Annotated in this window: 20 protein-coding genes; 11 read left to right on the top strand and 9 right to left on the bottom strand. The window is 72.3% G+C overall.

Annotation, left to right across the window (positions count from 1 at the left end):
* Positions 1–47 precede the first annotated feature (47 nt).
* The 3 genes from ABZ656_RS31880 to ABZ656_RS31870 all read left to right on the top strand — a co-directional run bounded on the left by ABZ656_RS31880 (position 48) and on the right by ABZ656_RS31870 (position 1,528).
* Positions 48–425, top strand: a complete 378-nt coding sequence (locus tag ABZ656_RS31880) for a helix-turn-helix transcriptional regulator (RefSeq protein WP_054228608.1) — start codon at positions 48–50, stop codon at positions 423–425.
* A 213-nt stretch (positions 426–638) separates the two neighbouring features.
* Positions 639–1,109: a DNA starvation/stationary phase protection protein gene (locus tag ABZ656_RS31875; RefSeq protein ID WP_101401021.1), complete on the top strand. Its 471-nt coding sequence runs from the start codon at positions 639–641 to the stop codon at positions 1,107–1,109.
* A gap of 164 nt (positions 1,110–1,273) precedes the next feature.
* A complete protein-coding gene (locus ABZ656_RS31870; protein WP_360272330.1) occupies positions 1,274–1,528 on the top strand; it encodes a hypothetical protein in 255 nt (84 codons plus the stop codon).
* Between the two features lie 160 nt (positions 1,529–1,688).
* On the opposite strand, the gene ABZ656_RS31865 is transcribed toward ABZ656_RS31870, so the two are convergent.
* From ABZ656_RS31865 to ABZ656_RS31855, 3 genes are all read right to left on the bottom strand, one after another.
* Positions 1,689–2,450: an SDR family NAD(P)-dependent oxidoreductase gene (locus tag ABZ656_RS31865; protein WP_101401022.1), complete on the bottom strand. Its 762-nt coding sequence runs from the start codon at positions 2,448–2,450 to the stop codon at positions 1,689–1,691.
* Between the two features lie 36 nt (positions 2,451–2,486).
* Positions 2,487–3,344 (bottom strand): DNA-formamidopyrimidine glycosylase family protein, encoded by an 858-nt coding sequence (locus ABZ656_RS31860; protein WP_101401023.1) that lies wholly within the window; start codon positions 3,342–3,344, stop codon positions 2,487–2,489.
* A gap of 84 nt (positions 3,345–3,428) precedes the next feature.
* The gene (locus tag ABZ656_RS31855; RefSeq protein ID WP_360272325.1) at positions 3,429–8,333 is read right to left on the bottom strand and encodes an ATP-dependent helicase; all 4,905 of its coding nucleotides are present in this window, start codon (positions 8,331–8,333) and stop codon (positions 3,429–3,431) included.
* Positions 8,334–8,607: 274 nt separating this feature from the next.
* Between ABZ656_RS31855 and ABZ656_RS31850 the strand changes: the two genes are divergently transcribed.
* Genes ABZ656_RS31850 through ABZ656_RS31840 form a run of 3 tightly spaced genes read left to right on the top strand, consistent with a single transcriptional unit; the run spans position 8,608 to position 10,546 of the window.
* The gene (locus ABZ656_RS31850) at positions 8,608–9,603 is read left to right on the top strand and encodes an AraC family transcriptional regulator (RefSeq protein ID WP_360272356.1); all 996 of its coding nucleotides are present in this window, start codon (positions 8,608–8,610) and stop codon (positions 9,601–9,603) included.
* Positions 9,501–10,241 carry an AzlC family ABC transporter permease gene (locus ABZ656_RS31845; RefSeq protein ID WP_360272353.1) on the top strand — a complete coding sequence of 247 codons (741 nt, stop codon included), beginning with the start codon at positions 9,501–9,503 and terminating at the stop codon, positions 10,239–10,241. Before ABZ656_RS31850 ends, ABZ656_RS31845 begins: the two co-directional genes overlap by 103 nt.
* Positions 10,238–10,546, top strand: coding sequence for an AzlD domain-containing protein (locus ABZ656_RS31840; RefSeq protein ID WP_101401026.1), 309 nt, complete (start codon positions 10,238–10,240; stop codon positions 10,544–10,546). Before ABZ656_RS31845 ends, ABZ656_RS31840 begins: the two co-directional genes overlap by 4 nt.
* Before the next feature lie 58 nt (positions 10,547–10,604).
* Here ABZ656_RS31840 and ABZ656_RS31835 read toward each other — a convergent pair whose 3' ends face one another.
* Positions 10,605–11,558, bottom strand: a complete 954-nt coding sequence (locus ABZ656_RS31835; protein WP_101401027.1) for a hypothetical protein — start codon at positions 11,556–11,558, stop codon at positions 10,605–10,607.
* 80 nt (positions 11,559–11,638) lie between these two features.
* On the opposite strand from ABZ656_RS31835, the gene ABZ656_RS31830 reads away from it, so the two are divergent.
* Entirely contained in the window at positions 11,639–11,833 is a 195-nt protein-coding gene (locus tag ABZ656_RS31830; protein WP_101401028.1) for a DUF3046 domain-containing protein, read from the top strand.
* Positions 11,834–11,893: 60 nt separating this feature from the next.
* Positions 11,894–13,108 carry an AI-2E family transporter gene (locus ABZ656_RS31825; RefSeq protein WP_101401029.1) on the top strand — a complete coding sequence of 405 codons (1,215 nt, stop codon included), beginning with the start codon at positions 11,894–11,896 and terminating at the stop codon, positions 13,106–13,108.
* 10 nt (positions 13,109–13,118) lie between these two features.
* Here the strand turns inward: ABZ656_RS31825 and ABZ656_RS31820 are convergent, their stop codons facing one another.
* Positions 13,119–13,958, bottom strand: a complete 840-nt coding sequence (locus ABZ656_RS31820) for a hypothetical protein (protein WP_360272320.1) — start codon at positions 13,956–13,958, stop codon at positions 13,119–13,121.
* Between the two features lie 327 nt (positions 13,959–14,285).
* On the opposite strand from ABZ656_RS31820, the gene recA reads away from it, so the two are divergent.
* The 3 genes from recA (at position 14,286) to ABZ656_RS31805 (ending at position 17,321) form a co-directional block, all read left to right on the top strand.
* The gene (gene recA / locus ABZ656_RS31815) at positions 14,286–15,410 is read left to right on the top strand and encodes a recombinase RecA (protein ID WP_101401030.1); all 1,125 of its coding nucleotides are present in this window, start codon (positions 14,286–14,288) and stop codon (positions 15,408–15,410) included.
* Between the two features lie 3 nt (positions 15,411–15,413).
* Positions 15,414–16,337: a recombination regulator RecX gene (gene recX, locus ABZ656_RS31810; RefSeq protein ID WP_101401031.1), complete on the top strand. Its 924-nt coding sequence runs from the start codon at positions 15,414–15,416 to the stop codon at positions 16,335–16,337.
* 249 nt (positions 16,338–16,586) lie between these two features.
* A complete protein-coding gene (locus ABZ656_RS31805; protein WP_360272315.1) occupies positions 16,587–17,321 on the top strand; it encodes a helix-turn-helix domain-containing protein in 735 nt (244 codons plus the stop codon).
* Here ABZ656_RS31805 and ABZ656_RS31800 read toward each other — a convergent pair.
* The 4 genes from ABZ656_RS31800 to ABZ656_RS31785 form a co-directional block, all read right to left on the bottom strand.
* Complete coding sequence (locus tag ABZ656_RS31800; protein WP_101401032.1) at positions 17,318–17,719, bottom strand: rhodanese-like domain-containing protein; 402 nt, start codon at positions 17,717–17,719, stop codon at positions 17,318–17,320. The two genes, ABZ656_RS31805 and ABZ656_RS31800, sit on opposite strands and share 4 nt — an antisense overlap.
* Positions 17,710–18,246 (bottom strand): cysteine dioxygenase, encoded by a 537-nt coding sequence (locus tag ABZ656_RS31795; protein WP_360272350.1) that lies wholly within the window; start codon positions 18,244–18,246, stop codon positions 17,710–17,712. Before ABZ656_RS31795 ends, ABZ656_RS31800 begins: the two co-directional genes overlap by 10 nt.
* A gap of 88 nt (positions 18,247–18,334) precedes the next feature.
* The gene (locus ABZ656_RS31790) at positions 18,335–18,406 is read right to left on the bottom strand and encodes a putative leader peptide (protein WP_309544753.1); all 72 of its coding nucleotides are present in this window, start codon (positions 18,404–18,406) and stop codon (positions 18,335–18,337) included.
* A gap of 201 nt (positions 18,407–18,607) precedes the next feature.
* The coding region (locus ABZ656_RS31785) for an FAD-dependent monooxygenase (RefSeq protein ID WP_360272312.1) at positions 18,608–20,126 on the bottom strand (1,519 nt) is incomplete at its 5' end.

Below are 20,126 nucleotides of genomic sequence, written 5' to 3'. Positions count from 1 at the left end.
GTGGGGCGTGAAGGATGCGGCTACGCGGTCCGAGGAGGGAGCCACCGATGATTCTGCTCCGTCGCCTGCTTGGTGACGTGCTGCGTCGGCAGCGCCAGCGCCAGGGCCGTACTCTGCGCGAAGTCTCCTCGTCCGCCCGAGTTTCACTCGGCTATCTCTCCGAGGTGGAGCGGGGGCAGAAGGAGGCATCCTCCGAGCTGCTCTCCGCCATCTGCGACGCGCTGGACGTACGGATGTCCGAGCTCATGCGGGAAGTGAGCGACGAACTCGCTCTCGCCGAGCTGGCCCAGTCTGCAGCGGCCACCGAGCCGGTGCCCACACCGGTGCGCCGTCCGATGCTGAATTCCGTATCGGTCACCGGCGTACCACCGGAACGGGTCACCATCAAGGCGCCAGCCGAGGCGGTCGACGTCGTCGCCGCCTGACGCTCACGAGTTCGCGCTCATGAGCTGAGCATGCTTGCGAAAGCCCCGGCCGGGGCTGCTCCAGGGGAAACCTGGAGCGGGTTCGGCCGGGGCTTTCGCTGTCTCCGGGGCCGCTTCCTCCAGGTGACCTGAATTGAGCGTATATGCCATGGTTGATGAGGTCGTGATGGATGAGGCCGTCGTTGATGAGGCCGAGTGGATCGGAGAATCCCGATGTACGTCGTGAAGAGCCCGTTGTCAGACGCGGATCTCAAGACCGTGTCCGGCGCCCTCCAGGGAGCGCTGGTCGACCTGGTGGATCTCTCCTTGGTGGCGAAGCAGGTCCACTGGACCGTGGTCGGACCGCGCTTCCGCTCCATCCACCTCCAGCTCGACGAGGTCGTGGACACCGCACGGCTGCACTCCGACACGGTGGCGGAGCGCGCCTCGACGCTCGGAGTCCCGCCCGACGGACGGGCCGCGACCGTGGCCACCACCAGCGGTATCGGTGTGACGCCGGAGGGCTGGATCAAGGACACCGACGCCGTGGGGGAGCTCGTGGACGCGCTGAGCGCGGTGATCAGCCGGATGCGGGTGCGGGTGGACGCGACGGGCGAAGCCGATCCGGTGAGCCAGGACATCTTCATCCAGATCACCGCCGACCTCGAGAAGCATCACTGGATGTTCCAGGCGGAGAACGGGTGACGCCCGGAGGCGGGCCGCTCCCGGTGGTGACCGCCGGGCGCCCCGAGGCTGCCCCGGGGCGCCGTGGCCGGCTTCGGATGTGCCGTGGGTGCGCCTCTGTGCCGTTGGTGCGCCCTGCCGGTGGGTGAGAGCGCGGGTCTAGCTTCGGGCTGGAGGTGGACACCATGGCAGGGCGGATAGCGCGCTGGGGGGCTGCGCTGGGGCTCGGAGCGCTGTGGTGGTGGGGCGTCCTCCGGCTCGCGCTGGCGCCCGACGCCGGGGCGCTGGAGGGGGCGGTCGCGGCCGGGGGATGGGGGTTGAGCCTGCTGCCGGTGCACTGTGTGCCGAAGGCGGGGGTCGTGCGCGCGGGGGCGCGCAGGCGCCGGGAGGGATGGCTACGGCGTGGGACGCGTGGGGGGCGCGAGCCGGGGGCTTCGTAGGGGCGGGGCGCTCGGTGGAGGGGGTGGGGGACGGGTACGGCGCGTTTGGGGCGCGTGGTGCCTGGGCCCGGCGCGGGAGGGAGGCTGGGCTCAGGGGCGGATGCCGCGGGGTGTGTGACGGGGCGGCGACGTGGGGGGTGCTGCTGGGGGTTGCTGGGGGCTACCAAGGCATCGCTACGCCGCCGTTCGGGCGTAGGATCTGCCCCGTCGTGAACGCCGAGGCGTCGGAGGCCAGATGCAGCACGGCGTGGGCGATGTCCTCGGGTTCGCCGACCCGGCCGAGCGGCGACAGCCGGGCCATGACCGCTTCGGTGCGCGCCTGGGCGTCCCCGTGACGGTCGGTCATCGGCGTACGCGTCCAGCCGGGCGCGACCGCGTTGACACGGATGCCGTGCGGGCCGACCTCGGTCGCCAGGGTCTTCGTCAACTGCACGACGGCCGCCTTCGACGCGCCGTAGCAGAGCAGGCCGGGACCGCCGGTGTCGATGGCGCCCGACGCCATCGTGATGATGCTCCCCCGTACGCTCTTCGCGATCATGAGGCGGGCGGCCTCCTGGCAGGCGTACAGCACACCCTTGAAGTTGACGCCCAGCACGCGGTCGAGGTCCTCGTCCCGGGTCTCCAGGACCGGGCTGCTGTGCATGATCCCGGCGACCGCCGCCATGACGTCGAGCCGTTCGCAGGACGCGACGGCCTGTCGGAGCTGCGCACGGTCGCTGACGTCGAGCGGATGTGTGTGGGCCGTGCCGCCCCGGGCCTTGATGAAGGTCGCCGTCTCGTGCAGGCCCTGCGGGTCCCGGTCCGCGCAGTGGACGGCGGCCCCCGCCTCCGCCAGCAGGACGGCTGACGCGCGGCCGATCCCGCTGGCGGCGCCGGTGACGAATGCGGTGCGTCCGGTGAGGTCGTACGCCTTGACGGGCATGAAGGGACGGTACGAGGGTTTCTGACGGATCGTCAATTAGTCGTACGGTGGGGAGTTGTACGGGAGGGACCGGCGCCCGGGGGACGGGATGCGGCCCGGGGGCGGAGTCGGGCCCGCCTGGCAGGCCGGGCACCAGTACGTGGGGCGTTCTCGGGAGCCGTCGCCCTGGTCGGCCCGGTGGATCGAGGTGCCACAGCGCAGGCAGGGGCGGGGTGCGCGGCCGTACACGAAGAGGTTCTGGTCGCGGCGGCCGGTGGTGATGCGGGTCGGGCGGTCGCGGTTGGCCTCCAGGAGCCTCTTGGCCAGGGCCGGGAGCTGGGCGGCGCGGTCGGCGGGTAGCTCACCGATGGGCAGCCAGGGGGTGACCCGGAGGAGGAAGCACAGTTCACTCTTGTAGACATTGCCGATCCCGGCGAGGTTGCGCTGGTCGAGGAGGGCCTCGCCGAGGGGGCGGGCAGGGTCTTGGAGGAGGTTCTCCAAGGCGCTGTCGGGGTTCCAGTCCGGGCCGAGGAGGTCGGGGCCGAGGTGGCCGACGGCGCGGCCCTCGTCCGCGGTGCGGAGCAACTCCAGGACGGGGAGCCGGTAGCCGACGGCCGTGCGGTCCGCGGTGCCGAGGATCGCCCGGATCTGGTGGGCGGGGCCGCCGCTCCAGGGCCGGCCGTTCGCGTACACCTTCCAGGAGCCGTCCATGCGCAGATGCGAGTGCAGGGTCAGGCCCCCCTCGATCCGGGTGAGGAGGTGCTTGCCGCGCGGGGTGACGTCCAGGACGGTACGGCCGGTGAGGTCGGCGGTGGCGTACTTGGGCACCCGCAGGTCGGAGCGGGTCAGGACCTCGCCCGCGAGGGCGGTGCGCAGCCGCCTCGCGGCTTGCCAGACAGTGTCTCCTTCGGGCATGGGTTCCAGGGTGGCACGGGATGGGACGGGGTGTGGCGGGGTGGGGTGGGATGCGGATACGTGGGGTGCGTGTGGGCAGGGTGCTCAGGCGCGCAGGCGCAGGCCACGGGGGGTCGCGATGAAGCCGGCGCCTTCCAGGAGGGTGCCGAACGGGGATGTCAGGGCGGAGGCGCCGTTGACGCGCTCCACCGTGACCGTGCCGAGGGAGCCCGCGCGGGCGGCCGAGGCGAGGGCTTCGGCGGCGGCACGCAGACGGGCGTCCTCCATGACCGAGCCGTCCGGGTCCGAGGGCCAGGCGAGCAGGGTCTTGCCGCCGCGCTCCATGTACAGCGTCAGCTCGCCGTCGACGAGCACCACCAGGGAGCCCGCCTTACGGCCCGGCTTGTGCCCGGCGCCGGTGGGCGGCTCGGGCCAGGAAAGGGCCGCGCCGTACGCGTTAGCGGGGTCGGCGGCGGCCAGGACCACGGCCTGGGGGGTGGCCCGGGACGAGGAACGGGCGCGGAACCGGTTGGGGGAGAGCGCGGGGTCGCTCGCGAAGCTGTGGCCGTCGGCGAAGGTGGAGTCCTCGGCCTCGGGGAAAGCCAGGGGGCTCGTCGCGTCGAGGTCGAGGTCGTCGGGGAACGCGTGGGTGTGCGCGGGGTGGTGGCCGTCGGGGAAGCCGTTGGTACGGGGGCGGCCGGGGGTGTCCGGGAAAGCGGTCGGCCCCGGGAAGGTGTCCTGGGGGTCCTGGGCGACCAGGGATTCGCCCCGGTCCCGTGCGTTCGCCGCCGCGCGCAGGCGGTCCACCGCTCCGTCCATCGCGAACTGGGCGGCACCCAGTCCTTCCACCACGTAACCCCGGCGGGCCTGCCCGCTGTCCTCGAACGCGGACAGGATGCGGTACACGGCGGAGAAGCCGCCCTCGACACCTTCCGCGGCGACGGCGCCCCGGGTCACCACGCCGTGCCGGTCGAGCAGTGTGCGGGCCAGGGCGTGGGCGCGCACGGTGGCGTCGGGCTCACGGGCGGGCAGCAGCGACCAGCGGCCGGCCACCGTCGGCGGGCCCGTACGGGACTGGGGGCGTGCGGCGCCGGTCAGGGAGCCGTAGCGGCCGCGCGGGACCGTGCGCTTGGCGCGGTGCGCCGTGGACCCGGCGGTGCGACCCGAACCCAGGAGCGCGCGCATCGGTGCGAGCGTGTCGTTCGTGAGCCGACCGGACCAGGCCAGGTCCCAGATCGTGTCGGCGAGTTGGGGATCGGTGGCGTCGGGGTGGGTGGTGGCGCGGACCTGGTCGGCGATCTGGCGGAAGAACAGGCCATAACCCCCCGAGAGGGCGTCCAGCACCGACTGGTGCAGGGCGGTCAGCTCCAGGGGGTGCGGGTCCGGGAGGAGCAGCGGGGCCGCGTCCGCGAGATAGAGCGAGACCCAGCCGTCCTTGCCGGGCAGCGACCCGGCCCCGGCCCAGACCACCTCTCCGGCGGCCGTGAGTTCGTCGAGCAGCGCGGGGGCGTAACCGGAGACGCGGGAGGGCAGGACCAGCTTCTCCAGGGCGGAGGCGGGCACCGAGGCACCCTGCAACTGCTCGACGGCGCGCACCAGTCCGTCGATGCCGCGCAGCCCGTGCCCGCTGTCGACGTGCTGCCACTGCGGCAGGAACTGCGCGAGCGCGGCGGGCGGCACCGGCTCCAACTCGTGGCGCAGGGCCGCGAGCGAACGGCGCCGCAGTCTGCGCAGCACGGCCGCGTCGCACCACTCCTGGCCGATGCCCGCCGGATGGAACTCCCCCTGGACGACACGGCCGTTCGCCGCGAGGCGTTGCAGCGCTCCGTCCGTGACGGCCGTGCCGAGACCGAAGCGGGCGGCGGCGGTGGTGGAGGTGAACGGGCCGTGGGTGCGTGCGTAGCGCGCGAGGAGGTCGCCGAGCGGGTCCTTGACCGGCTCTGTGAAGGCCTCGGGGACGCCGACGGGCAGCGCCGTGCCCAAAGCGTCCCGCAGGCGGCCGGCGTCCTCGATGGCCGCCCAGTGCTCGGAGCCGGCGATACGGACCCTGATGGCGCGGCGGGCCGCGGCCAGCTCCTTGGCCCACCGCGGTTCGGCGCCGTGCTCGGCCAAGTCGGCGTCCGTGAGCGGGCCCAGCAGACGCAGCAGGTCGGCGACGCCTTCGGCGTCCTTGACACGGCGGTCCTCGGTGAGCCACTGGAGCTCCCGCTCCAGCTCGGCCAGGACCTCGGCGTCGAGCAGCTCGCGCAGCTCGGCCTGGCCCAGGAGCTCGGCCAACAGGCGGGAGTCCAGCGACAGGGCGGCGGCGCGCCGCTCGGCGAGCGGGGAGTCGCCCTCGTACAGGAACTGGGCGACGTATCCGAACAGGAGGGAGCGGGCGAAGGGGGAGGGCTCGGGCGTGGTGACCTCGACGAGCCGCACCTTGCGTGACTCGATGTCGCCCATCAGCTCGGTGAGCCCGGGGACGTCGAAGACGTCCTGGAGACATTCGCGGACCGCCTCCAGGACGATCGGGAACGATCCGAACTCGCTGGCGACCTGGAGCAGTTGGGCGGCGCGCTGCCGCTGCTGCCACAGCGGGGTGCGCTTTCCCGGGCTGCGGCGCGGCAGCAGCAGCGCGCGGGCCGCGCACTCGCGGAACCGGGCCGCGAACAGTGCCGAGCCGCCCACCTGGTCGGTGACGATCTGGTCGACCTCGCCCTTGTCGAAGGCGACGTCCGCCGCGCCGACGGGCGCCTGCTCCGCGTCGTACTCCGTGCCCAGATTCATGGGCTCCTGGTCGAGCAGGTCCAGGCTCATCACGTCGGCGTCGGGCAGGCGCAGCACGATGCCGTCGTCGGCGTGCATGACCTGGGCGTCCATGCCGTAGCGCTCGGAGAGCCGGGCGCCCAGCGCGAGCGCCCAGGGGGCGTGCACCTGGGCGCCGAAGGGGGAGTGCACGACCACCCGCCAGTCGCCCAGCTCGTCACGGAACCGCTCGACGACGATCGTGCGGTCGTCCGGGACGTGCCCGCACGCCTCGCGCTGTTCGGTGAGGTACGACAGCACGTTGTCGGCGGCCCAGGCGTCCAGTCCTGCGGCCAGCAGCCGTAGGCGGGCGTCGTCCTTGGGGAGCGAGCCCACCTCGCGGAGGAACGCGCCGACCGCCCGGCCGAGCTCGAGCGGGCGGCCGAGTTGGTCGCCCTTCCAGAAGGGGAGCCGGCCCGGGACGCCGGGGGCGGGGGAGACCAGGACGCGGTCGCGGGTGATGTCCTCGATGCGCCAGGAACTCGTGCCGAGTGTGAAGACGTCCCCGACGCGGGACTCGTAGACCATCTCCTCGTCGAGCTCACCGACCCGGCCGCCGCCCTTCTTGGGGTCGGATCCCGCGAGGAAGACCCCGAACAGCCCGCGGTCGGGGATGGTCCCGCCGGAGGTGACGGCGAGGCGCTGAGCGCCGGGACGGCCCGTGATCGTACCCGCGACGCGGTCCCACACCACGCGGGGCCTGAGTTCCGCGAAGGCGTCGGACGGATAGCGGCCCGCGAGCATGTCGAGCACGGCGGTGAACGCCGACTCGGGCAGCGAGGCGAAGGGCGCCGCCCGGCGGACCGTGGCGAGCAGGTCGTCGACCTGCCAGGTGTCGAGTGCGGTCATGGCGACGAGCTGCTGCGCCAGCACGTCCAAGGGGTTGGCGGGGACCCGCAGGGACTCGATGGAGCCGGTGCGCATCCGCTCGGTGACCACCGCCGCCTGGACCAGGTCGCCGCGGTACTTGGGGAAGACGACGCCGGTGGACACCGCGCCGACCTGGTGGCCCGCGCGGCCCACGCGCTGGAGGCCGGAGGCGACGGACGGGGGGGATTCGACCTGGACGACGAGGTCGACCGCGCCCATGTCGATACCGAGCTCGAGGCTGGAGGTGGCGACCACGGCGGGCAGGCGCCCTGCCTTCAGGTCCTCCTCGACCAGGGCCCGCTGCTCCTTGGAGACGGAGCCGTGGTGGGCCCGCGCGATGACGGGCGGCGCACCCTGGGCCGCGCCGGAGCCCCCCATCAGCTGGGCCGGGGCGTGCGCCTCCGCCAGGGGCTCGCCCGTCGCCCGCTCGTACGCGATCTCGTTCAGCCGGTTGCACAGGCGCTCCGCCAGGCGGCGGGAGTTGGCGAACACGATCGTGGAGCGGTGGGACTGGACGAGGTCGGCGATCCGCTCCTCGACATGCGGCCAGATGGAGGGCTTCTCCGCGCCCTCGCTGCCGTCGGCGACCGGGGAGCCGCCGAGCTCGCCCAGGTCCTCGACCGGGACGACCACGGAGAGGTCGAATTCCTTGCCCGACGGCGGTTGGACGATCTCCACCTTGCGGCGGGGCGAGAGATAGCGGGCCACCTCGTCCACCGGACGCACCGTCGCGGAGAGGCCGATGCGGCGCGCGGGCCTGGGCAGCAGCTCGTCGAGGCGCTCCAGGGTGAGCGCGAGATGGGCGCCGCGCTTGGTGCCCGCGACCGCGTGCACCTCGTCCAGGATCACCGTCTCGATACCGGTCAGCGCGTCGCGCGTCGCTGACGTCAGCATCAGGAACAGTGACTCGGGAGTCGTGATCAGGATGTCCGGCGGGCGGGTGGCAAGCGCGCGGCGCTCTGCGGGCGGAGTGTCGCCGGAGCGGATGCCGACCTTCACCTCGGGCTCGGGCAGCCCGAGGCGCACCGACTCCTGACGGATGCCGGTGAGCGGGCTGCGCAGATTCCGCTCCACGTCCACCGCGAGGGCCTTGAGCGGGGATACGTACAGCACCCGGCAGCGCTTCCTGGGGTCGGCCGGGGGCGGGGTCGAGGCCAACTGGTCGAGCGCTGCGAGGAACGCGGCCAGGGTCTTGCCGGAGCCGGTCGGGGCGACCACCAGCACGTCCGAGCCCTCGCCGATGGCCTTCCACGCGCCGGCCTGGGCCGCGGTGGGCGCGGAGAAGGCCCCCGTGAACCAGCCGCGGGTCGCGGGGGAGAAGCCGTCGAGGGCTCGATGTGCGGAGCTGACCATGCGTCCATCCTGCACCCGGCCACTGACAATCGCCCCGACCTGCGGAAATGGGGGCGGTGGGGCGCTTACGGCTCAGTGGGGGGCGGGGCCGCGGCGGGGGTATCCGTCCTCGGTCGGGCGCGGAATCGGTCGATCACCGACTTGGCGGCGTTGACGCGCCAGCCGCTGCGGGCGGCCCCCCGACACGGCCCCTCGCCGCCGTGGGCGGCCGACAGTGCGTGGGGGTGCGCCATCCGGGCCGGTTGCCTGCGATGCCATGGCGGAGAATGAGGGGGTGGCAGGTTCGGGGCAGGAGCGGGCGCGGCACTGGCGGTACGCGGAGCTGCCGGGTGTCGATCTGCTGCGGGCGCGGTTCGTCGAGAAGATCTTTGTGCGGCACACCCACGAGAACTTCGTGATCGCCGCCATCTCCGACGGTGTCGAGGTCTTCCACCATGGCGGCACCGACCAGTACGCGGGTCCGGGCGCGCTCGCGCTGGTCAACCCCGACACCCCGCACACGGGCCGGGCGGGTGTTCCCGAGGGGTGGCGGTACGGGGCGGTGTACCCCTCGCCCGAGCTGGTGGCGGAGATCGCCGCGGAGACCACCACGATTCGTGGAACGCCTGGATTCGTCAGCCCGGTGCTCGACGATCCGTACGCGGCGGGTCTGGTTCACGAAGTGCTTCGGGCCGCGGAGGAGGGCAACGCGCTCGCGGCCGACACGCTGCTACGGGTCGCGGTGACCCGGCTGCTGCGTCTGAACGGCGGTCTTCTGCCGCAGCGGGGCGTGCACACCGCGGGCGCCCGTGTCGCCGCTCGCGCGCGTGCCGTGCTGGAGGAGCGGATGGCCGGGCCTCCGACCCTGGAACGGCTCGCCGCCGACCTCGGCACCAGCCCGTTCGCCCTGCTGCGCGCGTTCCGAGACACCTACGGCATGCCGCCCCACACCTGGCTGACCGACGCCCGGGTACGCCGGGCACGCCACCTCCTGGACGCCGGTTCCGCGCCCGCCGAAGCGGCCGTCGCCGTCGGCTTCACCGACCAGCCCCACCTCAACCGTCACTTCACCCGGATCGTGGGCGTGCCTCCGGGCGCCTACCAGCGCGAGCGCAAGAACGTACAAGACGCCGACGGGCGGCCGTACCTACAGTCCGGGGTGTGGCAGAACAGACAGCTCTCGCAGACATACGCAGTGAAGAAGGCGGCGGAAAACCCGACGCGGCCGTCGTCCGGGACGCCCTGGGAGTCGGGGTCGCCGTCGGACTGTCCGGTTTCGCCTTCGGAGTGACCTCGGCAGGCAGCGGGCTCACCGTCCTGCAGACCTGCGCGCTCAGCCTCCTGGTGTTCACCGGCGCCTCGCAGTTCGCGCTCGTGGGCGCGCTCGCAGGCGGCGGCAACCCGCTCACGGCAGCCGCGGGCGCGTTCTTCCTCGGGGTGCGCAACGCGTTCTACGGACTGCGTCTGTCACAACTGCTGGCCCTCCCGCGCGCGGTGCGCCCGTTCGCCGCGCAGTGGGTCATCGACGAGACCACGGCCGTCGCGCTCGCCCAGCCCACCCGCCGCAGTGTCCGGATCGGCTTCACCGTCACCGGGCTCACCCTGTACGTGCTGTGGAACCTCACCACGCTGCTGGGCGCCGTCGGGGCGGAAGCCATCGGGGACACCGACGCGTGGGGGCTGGACGCCGCCGGGCCCGCCGTCTTCCTCGCGCTGCTCGCGCCGATGCTGAAGACCACCACGGAGCGCTCGGTGGCCGGTGCCGCGGTCCTTCTGGGGCTCGGTCTGCTGCCCGTGCTGCCCGCCGGAGTCCCCGTCCTGGTGGCGGCGCTGGCCGCTCCCGCCGCCCTCTACGTAGAGGGGCGACGCGCTCCGAAGTCCGCCGGCCGTATGAAGGCCGACAACGACGCACCAAGGGAAGACCGTTGAACATCTGGATCGCGATCTGCGCGACCGCCGTCGGCTGCTACGCAGTCAAGCTCATCGGCCTGCTGGTCCCCGCCGGCGTTCTGGAGCGGCCGATCGTCAAGCGCCTCGCCGCCCTGCTGCCCGTCGCCCTCCTGGCCGCGCTCACGGCTCAGCAGACCTTCGCCGACGGGCGCGTCCTGGTCGTGGACGCGAAGGTCGCAGGACTCGCCGCGGCCGCCGTCGCCCTGCTCCTGCGCGCCCCCTTCCTGCTCGTGGTCGGCGCGGCCGTGGTCGTGACGGCGGGAGTGCGGGCGCTGACAGGCTGACGCCCGGTACGCGGACGGCCCGCACACGTGTGTGCGGGCCGGGAACCGTCGGGATCGCTCAGCCGATGGGCCGACCGTACGCCCGTAGGGTGCGCAGGGCCTCGATCGTCGCCATGGGGCGGCACTCCAGGGCGGTACCCGGTGCCCACTGGCGCCAGCGGACCGGCCAGCCGCCGTCCTCCCGCTGCTCGCCCGCCAGGAAGTCGAGCGAGCGCGCCATCTCCTCGTCGGTGAACCATGCGCGCGCGAGTGATCCCGGGGTCTTCGCGTAGTCGTGCGGGAAGTGGTGCTCGTCCGGCGCGTATCCGGGCGCCACCGGAAACGCCTCCAGGCGCGCCGGGTCCAGTGCCGCGAGCCGGTGCTCGCGCACCAGGCGGCCCAGCCGGTCGGCGGCGGCCTCCGCGCGCGGGCGGTCGGGGGCGGAGTCCAGGAAGGCCACGGCCGCCTCGACCTCGTACGGGTGGGACTTGTCCAGGGACTCGACCGCCCGCCAGCAGAAGTCGGTGGCCCGGAACAGCCAGGCGTGCCACACCTCGTTGCGGTGCAGCAGGCCCACCACGGGCCCGGTGGCGAGGAGTTCACTCGGCGGGTCGTCGACGATCGGCACGAAAGGAGCGTGCGGATAGCCACGCTGACTGGGATGGACCGCCGGCAGTGCGCCGTCCGCCGTCGACACCGAGGTCAGATAGCGGCACACGCGCTCCACGCGCTGTCCGCCGCACCGCCCGATCGAGTCGAGGACGCGCAGCGCGTGCCCGGTGTGCAGCGGCTGGCTGACCGGGCCGCGCAGATCGGGTTCGAGCGCGTGACCGTATCCCTCGTCGTCGTTGCGGTAGGCGGCCAGCGCGGTCTCCACCGCGTCGGCGGCGCCGATGTCGCTGTTCAGGAAGTGGTACGCGAAACGGCGCTGCTCCAGCACGCGTGCGGTGAGCCAGATGAAGTGCTCGGCGCGCGAGAGCGGGGTGTGCGCCGGGGGCGTCGGGGGGAGTGGGGATGCTCCTGATTCGGCCATGTCTCAGACCGTAGGACGGAAAGCGGTCTCGGCAAGGGGTCCCGGCCCGGGCCCACTCTCAGGGGCGGGATACTGGAGTCATGCGGTTGACGGTCTTCTGGCAGCGGATGGCGGATCACTTCGGTGAGGCGTACGCCGACACCTTCGCGCGCGATCATGTGATGACGGAGCTCGGCGGACGGACCGTGCACCAGGCGCTGAACGCCGGCTGGGAGGCCAAGGACGTGTGGCGCGTGGTGTGCGCGACCATGAACGTTCCGTACGAAAACCGCTGACGGACCCCGAAGATCCGGGGCCGGTCACCGATTGTCGGTGGAGTGGGCGAGACTTGCCCCGTGGCCCCGACAGACGAGACCGCGCAGGTCGCCCAGCAGACATCCCCCTTCGGCACGACGCCGCCCACTCCGCCCCCGGGCGGGGACGCCTCCGGGCAGGGCGCGCGCATGCCGCGCTGGCTGCCGCGCGCGATGGTGCTCGCGCTCACCCTCGTCGCCCTGTTCCAACTGGGCAGTTGGGCGTTCCACCAGCTCATCGGGCTGCTGATCAACATTCTGATCGCGTTCTTCCTGGCGCTGGCCATCGAGCCCGCGGTGAGCTGGATGGCCTCGTACGGTATGCGCCGGGGGCTGGCCGCCTTCCTTGTCTTCTTCGGTCTGCTGATCGTGACGGCCGGATTCATCACGCTGCTCGGCTCGATGCTCGCGGGTCAGATCATCAAGATGATCGAGGGCTTCCCCGAGTACCTGGACTCGGTGATCAACTGGATCAACTCGACCTTCCACACCCACGTGAGACGGGTGGACGTCCAGGACAGCCTGGTGCACTCCGACTGGCTGCGGAAGTACGTGCAGAACAGCGCGACCGGCGTCCTGGACGTGTCCGCGCAGGTGCTGGGCGGTCTCTTCAAGCTGCTGACGATCACGCTGTTCTCGTTCTACTTCGCGGCCGACGGGCCCCGGCTGAGGCGTGCGTTGTGCTCCGTGCTGCCACCCGCACGACAGGCAGAGGTGCTGCGCGCGTGGGAGATAGCCGTCGACAAGACAGGCGGCTATCTGTACTCACGCGGTCTGATGGCGCTGATCTCCGGCATCGCGCACTACATCCTGCTGCAGGCCCTCGGTGTGCCCTACGCGCCCGTGCTCGCCGTCTGGGTGGGTCTGGTCTCGCAGTTCATCCCCACCATCGGTACGTATCTCGCGGGCGCCCTGCCGATGCTGATCGCTTTCACCGTCAACCCCTGGTACGCGCTGTGGGTGCTGATCTTCGTCGTGGTCTACCAGCAGTTCGAGAACTACGTACTGCAGCCCAAGCTGACCGCCAAGACCGTGGACATCCACCCCGCGGTCGCCTTCGGCTCGGTCATCGCGGGCACCGCGCTCCTCGGGGCCGTCGGCGCACTGATCGCCATCCCCGCGGTCGCCACCCTCCAGGCCTTCCTGGGGGCCTATGTGAAGCGGTACGACGTCACGGACGATCCCCGGGTGCACGGCCACCGGACCAGGAGGTCGCCCTCCTTCCGCGCCCGTCTGCGGGGGCTGCTCGGCCGATGAGGCCGATGATTCACCAGGTGAGGGCCGCCCACACTCCGGCGCCCAGGACCGCCGCCGCGTAGCAGCCGACCGCCGCGTGGACGACCCGCTGCCGTGTCCGGTCGCTCCATGGCGTGTGCGACAGCAGCCAGGCCAGCGCGGGCAGGACCAGCACGGCGTGCAGGCTCACCCCGTGCAGCGGCTTGAGCGGGGCCGTCGAGTGGTACGCCGCCTCCTGGTGACCGGTGCGGGTGAGGACGACCCCGCGCGCGATCATCGCGGCACCCGACACCAGCGCGACGAGCAGGATCGCGAACCCGGAGCGCAGCGCGAGCGGCATCCCCAGGGGGCCCGTGGGCCGGTTCCGGAAGGAGGCCACCGAGAACACGGTGAGCAGCACCACGAGGGCCCCGCCGCCCACCGCGAGCGTCATCGACACCGCCGTGTCGAAGCCGGTCTCCATGTTGAGATGCGACGGCACCCGGCGCCACGCCTGAAGGGTGATCCCGCCCACCTCCACGACACAGTCGGCGGCGAACACGACGAGCAGCGCCGAGCGCAGACGCGCTCCGACCCGCAGATACGACGTGACCCACGTGATCGCGATCAGCGTCAGCCCGAAGGAGAGCCCGAACGTGACGGGCTTGCGCCAGGAGACGGGCCCGTCCCAGGGGCCGCCGTCCACGGCGAAGACGACCAGATGCGCCAGCCCGGAGAGCACCAGCACGGCGCCGGTCGCGTGGCAGAGCCGCTCGGCGGGACGCACTCCGAGCCACGCCCCGCGCCACACGGGGCGCGCCGGAGACGGTCGTGCCGGTGGGGCGACGGTGGTGGTCACGGCGGGAGCGGGGGTTTTGCTGCGGCTCTCCATGAGGTTCAAGCTTCGGCGGCCAGGGCCCTGAGGTCGTCGTACGGCCGAAGACTCCGGTGGTACGCCCCGTGGAGCAGGCGGGGATCCCGGCCGTTGTCGGTCCGCGAACGTAGGCTCGGAGGTGCCGCGTGGTGCGCTTGACACCAAAATCGAACATCCATTCTTATGGAATCTCCGGCGAGGCTCTCGGCGGGGATTTCGGCAGGGTTTTCACAGAGATGTACCCGAGTTATCCACAGGCTGGACGGGCGTCGGGGCGCATTGTCAGTGGCAGGCGTTAGCGTCTTTGACGTGAAGCGATCGACTCAAGCAAACCGGGTGGAACCCATGGCAGGTACGGACCGCGAGAAGGCGCTCGACGCCGCGCTCGCACAGATTGAACGGCAATTCGGCAAGGGCGCGGTGATGCGCCTGGGCGAGCGGCCGAACGAGCCCATCGAGGTCATCCCCACCGGGTCGACCGCGCTCGACGTGGCCCTCGGTGTCGGCGGCCTGCCGCGCGGCCGAGTGGTGGAGGTGTACGGCCCGGAATCCTCCGGTAAGACGACGCTGACGCTGCACGCGGTGGCCAACGCGCAGAAGGCCGGCGGCCAGGTGGCCTTCGTGGACGCCGAGCACGCCCTCGACCCCGAGTACGCGAAGAAGCTCGGTGTCGACATCGACAACCTGATCCTGTCCCAGCCGGACAACGGCGAGCAGGCGCTGGAAATCGTGGACATGCTCGTCCGCTCCGGCGCGCTCGACCTGATCGTCATCGACTCCGTCGCCGCCCTGGTGCCGCGCGCGGAGATCGAGGGCGAGATGGGCGACTCCCACGTGGGTCTGCAGGCCCGTCTGATGAGCCAGGCCCTGCGGAAGATCACCAGCGCGCTCAACCAGTCGAAGACCACCGCGATCTTCATCAACCAGCTGCGCGAGAAGATCGGCGTGATGTTCGGCTCCCCGGAGACCACGACGGGTGGCCGGGCGCTGAAGTTCTACGCCTCGGTGCGACTCGACATCCGCCGCATCGAGACGCTGAAGGACGGCACCGACGCGGTCGGCAACCGCACCCGCGTCAAGGTCGTCAAGAACAAGGTCGCGCCCCCCTTCAAGCAGGCCGAGTTCGACATCCTCTACGGGCACGGCATCAGCCGCGAGGGCGGCCTGATCGACATGGGCGTGGAGCACGGCTTCGTCCGCAAGGCCGGCGCCTGGTACACGTACGAGGGCGACCAGCTCGGCCAGGGCAAGGAGAACGCGCGCAACTTCCTGAAGGACAACCCCGACCTCGCCAACGAGATCGAGAAGAAGATCCTGGAGAAGCTGGGCGTCGGTGTGAGGCCGGTGGAGCCCACCGCCGAGCCGGGCGCGGACGCGGCGGTCTCGACCGCCTCGGACGAGGCCGCGAAGACGGTGCCCGCTCCGGCGGCCAAGGCCACCAAGTCCAAGGCCGCGGCGGCCAAGAGCTAGTCCATGACGCGACGAACCGACTGGGCCGAGTACGCCTACCCCGTCCCACCGCGGGGGCAGGGGCACGGGGGGAGCGGCGACTCGGCCGGAGACGGTGAAAGAGCGCACGGCGGGGACGGGCCGTACGGGGATGAGACGTACGGCGGCTCCTCCAGGTACTCCGGTGACACGTATGGCTCCGAGGGGTTCCACGGCGGCGATCCGTACGGCAGTGACGGTCCGGCGGGCGACGGCGAAGGCGACGGCCTGACGGACGGTCATGGTTCTCCGGGCGGTGCATCGCGCCGTGGCGGTGGGCGGCGCGGCGACGGGGGGCCGCGAGGCGGACGAGGGCGTCGGAGGCGTGGCGGTTTCGGTGAGCCGTCCGACGACCCACAGGACGGAGGCACTCCTTCCTCGTCGAGGGCCGAGAAGGGGGAGCCCCCAGGGGACCCGGCTGAGCGGGCGCGGGCGATCTGTCTGCGCCTGCTCACCGGGACCCCGCGCACGCGGAAACAGCTCGCGGACGCGTTGCGCAAGCGTGAGATTCCCGACGATGTGGCGGACGAGGTGCTGTCACGGTTCGAGGAGGTCGGGCTGATCAACGACGGTGCCTTCGCGGACGCCTGGGTGGAGTCCCGGCACCACGGCCGGGGCCTGGCCGGGCGGGCGCTCGCGCGGGAGCTGCGGACCAAGGGCGTGGACTCGACGCTGATCGACGAGGCCGTCGGGCAGCTCGACTCCGAGCAGGAAGAGGCGACGGCGCGCGAGCTCGTCGCGCGCAAGCTTCGCTCCACGCGCGGCCTCGACCGCGACAAACGGTTGCGACGCCTTGCGGGCATGCTCGCCCGCAAGGGCTACTCCGAGGGGATGGCGCTGCGCGTGGTTCGCCAGGCGCTGGAGGAAGAGGGGGAGGACACGGAGGGCTTGGGGGACGAGGGGTTCTGAGCCTTGGGTCGGGGGGCGGGGGCGGGGGTTGGGCCTGGTAACTGGGTTCTGAACTCGCTGTACGCCTGTGGGCGGCCTGGCGGCCTGGCGGTTGGGCTCAGGGGGACACGGGGACTGGACCCGATCCTGACTCGGATTCAGGCTTCGGCCACTGTCCAACTCCCCTTCGTGAGGGTGGGGTTAACCCCCGGAGGGAGACGCCGGGTTGCCGCAATGCACAGGTGTCTGTGCACAGAGGACTGTGTACGCATGGCACAGGAACCCGGCGCGGAACCCATGGCGAGGCGGGGCGAGCAGACTTCGGGCGGCTCCACCGAGCTCTCCGACCTCGCCACGCTCAAGGCCCTCGCGCAGCCCCGCCGGCAGCGCATGCTTCAGCACCTGACCGTGCACGGCCCCGCCACCTCGGCGACGCTGGCCCGGGCGCTCGGGCTCAACACCGGAGCCACCAGCTACCACCTGCGTGAGCTCGCTCGGTACGGCTTCGTGGAAGAAGTGGACCGACCGGCGGAGGCGGGCGGCCACGGCAGGGAGCGCTGGTGGCGGGCCTTCCCCGGCGACCGCCGGTTCCCGCCGCGCAGTCGGCAGAGTCCCGAGATGCGACTCGTCATGGACGAGCTGAACCACCATGCGTACGCCGCCGACCTCGAACTCTTCGAGCAGATGCAGAGGCTGCGGACGCAGGGAGTGGACGGGGAGGCGGGCGAAACCGATCCCTGGGTCGACGCCTTCCCCTACTCGCGCGGCAGCATCCGACTGACGCTCCCCGAACTCCGCGCGTTCTTCGAGGAGTACATCGCGCTCCTCAACCGCTACAAGCGCCCCGAGGCCGACACCCCGACCGGCGCCCGCACCGTGCTCACCCGGTTCCTGGCCTTCCCGGCCCCCGTCACCGTGCCCGAAGCCGCGCCCGATGCCGCACCCGAGAACCGTCCGGCACCCCACGACAGACCATCCGCAGGGCGACAGCGAGCCGGGAGCTAGGCGGTCACCGGGAAACCGGCCGCCTTCCACGCCTGGAAGCCGCCGACCAGGTCGGTCGCCCGGTGCAGTCCGAGCTGCTGGAGGGAGACGGCGGCGAGGCTGGACGCGTACCCCTCGTTGCAGACCACCACGACCCGCAGATCATGGCTCGTGGCCTCGGGGGCGCGGTGGCTGCCCTGGGGGTCGAGCCGCCACTCCAGTTCGTTGCGCTCGACGACGAGGGCGCCGGGGATCAGTCCGTCGCGCTCGCGCAGGGCGGAGTACCGGATGTCGACGAGGAGGGCTTCGCCGGCCTGTGCGGCGGAGTACGCCTCCTCGGCCTCCACCCGGTCGAGTCCCTCGCGGACCCGTTCCAGCAACGTGTCGATGCCCACCGGGCGGGGCGCGCTCACTGCCAGTCCTCCGGACGCTCGACGTGCTCCAGGCGCAGCACCTGCCCCGTGCGGCTGTAGCGGCGGATCCGGGGCAGCGGCGGGTAGTACGCGTGGACGGAGATCGCGTGCTCCTCGGTGGACTTGTTGAGCACCTCGTGCACGTGGTGGCGGCCGAAGGAGCGACCCTGGCCGGCCGGCAGCCGACGTTCGCGGTCGACGTCCTCGGAGAGTTCGAGGGTCTTCCAGCCGTCGGTGGGCAGGCGGGCGGCGAGCGAGTACTCCTTGAGCTCGCCCGCGGCGGCGACGAAGGCGCCGACCGAGTCGGCGTGGTCGTGCCAGCCGGTGCCGGTGCCGGGGGGCCAGCCGATGAGCCAGGCCTCGCTGCCGCCGGGCCCTTCCAGGCGCACCCAGGTGCGGCCCTCGGGGTCGAGGGGGAGGGATGCGATCAGTTCGGTGTCGGCGGCGGTGCGGCGCACGAAGTCGAGCAGGTCGGCCTGGGTGGGGGCCTGGACCGGTGCGGTGGAGGAATGCGTGGTGGAGGGGGTGGACACAGACACGGGTACCGTCCTGGGCGTTCGCGTGGGTGCGCGCGGCAGCCGACAGCGAGGGGCGGCGCGCAGGGAAAGAAGAGCTGCGAATTCAGCAGGACGGGCGACACACGCAGCCCGCATAGCGGACGAGGTCCATATGGACCCTCCGCCACAGGCGCACACAGGTGTCGGTCACGATCCGGAGTAGACCATGGGGCTCTGGACCGGTCAACTCACTGTCACTATGTGGACCATCCTGTGACCGAGGGTGCCGCGATGGCCGTGGCTCCCCCCCGGACGAGTTCGGCGAACTCAACCTGGTGGTCCGGGGCTTCCCGCAGAGCCCCGTCGCGGGACAGGTCCGGCCGGACCACCAGGGTCGTCAGGTCGTACTCGACGCCGTCTCCGCTTCCGCCTCCACCGTGGCGGGGCCGCCCAGTGTCGCCTCGGCCGCCGCGTACAGGTCGGCCGGACGCACCCCGCTCAGCGCGGTGACCAGGTGGCCGTCGGGGCGCACCAGGAGCACGGTGTGTGCCGCCGCGCCGGGATAGCTCTCGGCGACCAGCAGCTCGGCGCGGTGCGGCAGCGCGGTCACGGCGGCCGCGAGCCGTGGCATGATCCCGGCCGTCACCCAGTGCTTGCGCGCCCACACCCCCGTACCGGGAGCGATCAGCACGACGAGCAGCACCCCGCGACCGAGCCGCTCCCGCAGCTGTACGAACGAGCCGTCCTCCGCGGTCACACGCACATCGACGACCGGCGCACCGGGTGCCGTGTCCACCGGGGTCTCCGACTCGGTGTGCTCGGGCGTGAGCGGCGAGTCGGCGTACGCCCCCGGCGCACCCAGCGGGCCGCGTCCCAGATGGCCGTCCGTGAGCAGCGCGTCGTGGCCACGGGCCGACCCGGGGACGTACGAGCGCAGGCCTCCGCCGCTGCGCAGCAGTGGCAGCGCCTGGTCGGCGGCGCGCAGCCGGGCGGCGACGACGGCCCGCCGCTCCGCCTGGTAGCTGTCGAGCAGCGCCTCGTGCGGGCCGTGGTGCCAGGCGAGCGCCAGCTTCCAGGCGAGGTTGTCGGCGTCCCGCAGGCCCTCGTCCAGGCCCTGGGTGCCGAGCGTGCCGAGCAGGTGCGCGGCGTCCCCGGCGAGGAAGACCCGGCCGGCCCGCCAGCGGCGGGCGAGGCGGTGGTGGATGGTGTGGACTCCGGTGTCGAGCAGCTCGTACGGGGGTGTGGAGCCGGCGTTCCAGCCCGCGAGGGTCTCGCGGATGCGTGCCACCAGCAGGTCGGGGGTGACCAGGTCCTTGCCGGGCGGCAGCAGCCAGTCCAGCCGCCACACGTCGTCGGCGAGCGGACGCGCGGTCACCTCCCCGCTCGAGGGGCCCGACGTCCGCCACGGCGGCATCCGGTGCAGCAATGCCCGGCCGGGCCAGGGAAGTTCCGTACGCAGCGCTGCCACGGCGTGTCGTTCGACGGCGGTACGTCCGGGGAAGCGGATGTCCTGGAGCTTGCGCACGGTCGAGCGCGGTCCGTCGCAGCCGATCAGGTAACTGCCGCGCCACCAGGTGCCGTTGGGGCCGCGGGTGTGCGCCGTGACGCCCGAGGACTCCTGCTCGATCGAGTCGAGGCGGCTGCCCACGGCGACCTTGATCAGCCGTTCGTGGACGATGGCCTCGCGCAGGGCGCCGGTCAGCGCGTGCTGGGCGAGGTGCAGCGGGGCGGGCGCGGGGGCACCCTCGGGGTCCTGCGCGTCCGCGGTCGGACCGAGCCCGGCGTTTTTCAGGCTCTGCGCGCTCCCCTTCGGGTCCCGCGCGCTCCTCCCGGAGCGCTGGGCGCCACTCCCCGAGCCGTGCGCGCCGCTCCCGAAGGCCCGCGCGCCGCCGCCAAACGCCCGCGCGCCGCTTACC

The organism is Streptomyces sp. NPDC007095, from assembly GCF_040634475.1.
Lineage (GTDB): Bacteria > Actinomycetota > Actinomycetes > Streptomycetales > Streptomycetaceae > Streptomyces.
This window is presented reverse-complemented; position numbering and strand designations above follow the sequence as displayed.

Coding starts and splice junctions, on each gene's coding strand:
- ABZ656_RS31880 (WP_054228608.1), top strand. CDS start 48: ATGATTCTGCTCCGTCGCCTGCTTGGTGACGTGCTGCGTCGGCAGCGC.
- ABZ656_RS31875 (WP_101401021.1), top strand. CDS start 639: ATGTACGTCGTGAAGAGCCCGTTGTCAGACGCGGATCTCAAGACCGTG.
- ABZ656_RS31870 (WP_360272330.1), top strand. CDS start 1,274: ATGGCAGGGCGGATAGCGCGCTGGGGGGCTGCGCTGGGGCTCGGAGCG.
- ABZ656_RS31865 (WP_101401022.1), bottom strand. CDS start 2,450: ATGCCCGTCAAGGCGTACGACCTCACCGGACGCACCGCATTCGTCACC.
- ABZ656_RS31860 (WP_101401023.1), bottom strand. CDS start 3,344: ATGCCCGAAGGAGACACTGTCTGGCAAGCCGCGAGGCGGCTGCGCACC.
- ABZ656_RS31855 (WP_360272325.1), bottom strand. CDS start 8,333: ATGGTCAGCTCCGCACATCGAGCCCTCGACGGCTTCTCCCCCGCGACC.
- ABZ656_RS31835 (WP_101401027.1), bottom strand. CDS start 11,558: ATGGCCGAATCAGGAGCATCCCCACTCCCCCCGACGCCCCCGGCGCAC.
- ABZ656_RS31830 (WP_101401028.1), top strand. CDS start 11,639: ATGCGGTTGACGGTCTTCTGGCAGCGGATGGCGGATCACTTCGGTGAG.
- ABZ656_RS31820 (WP_360272320.1), bottom strand. CDS start 13,958: ATGGAGAGCCGCAGCAAAACCCCCGCTCCCGCCGTGACCACCACCGTC.
- recA (WP_101401030.1), top strand. CDS start 14,286: ATGGCAGGTACGGACCGCGAGAAGGCGCTCGACGCCGCGCTCGCACAG.
- recX (WP_101401031.1), top strand. CDS start 15,414: ATGACGCGACGAACCGACTGGGCCGAGTACGCCTACCCCGTCCCACCG.
- ABZ656_RS31805 (WP_360272315.1), top strand. CDS start 16,587: ATGGCACAGGAACCCGGCGCGGAACCCATGGCGAGGCGGGGCGAGCAG.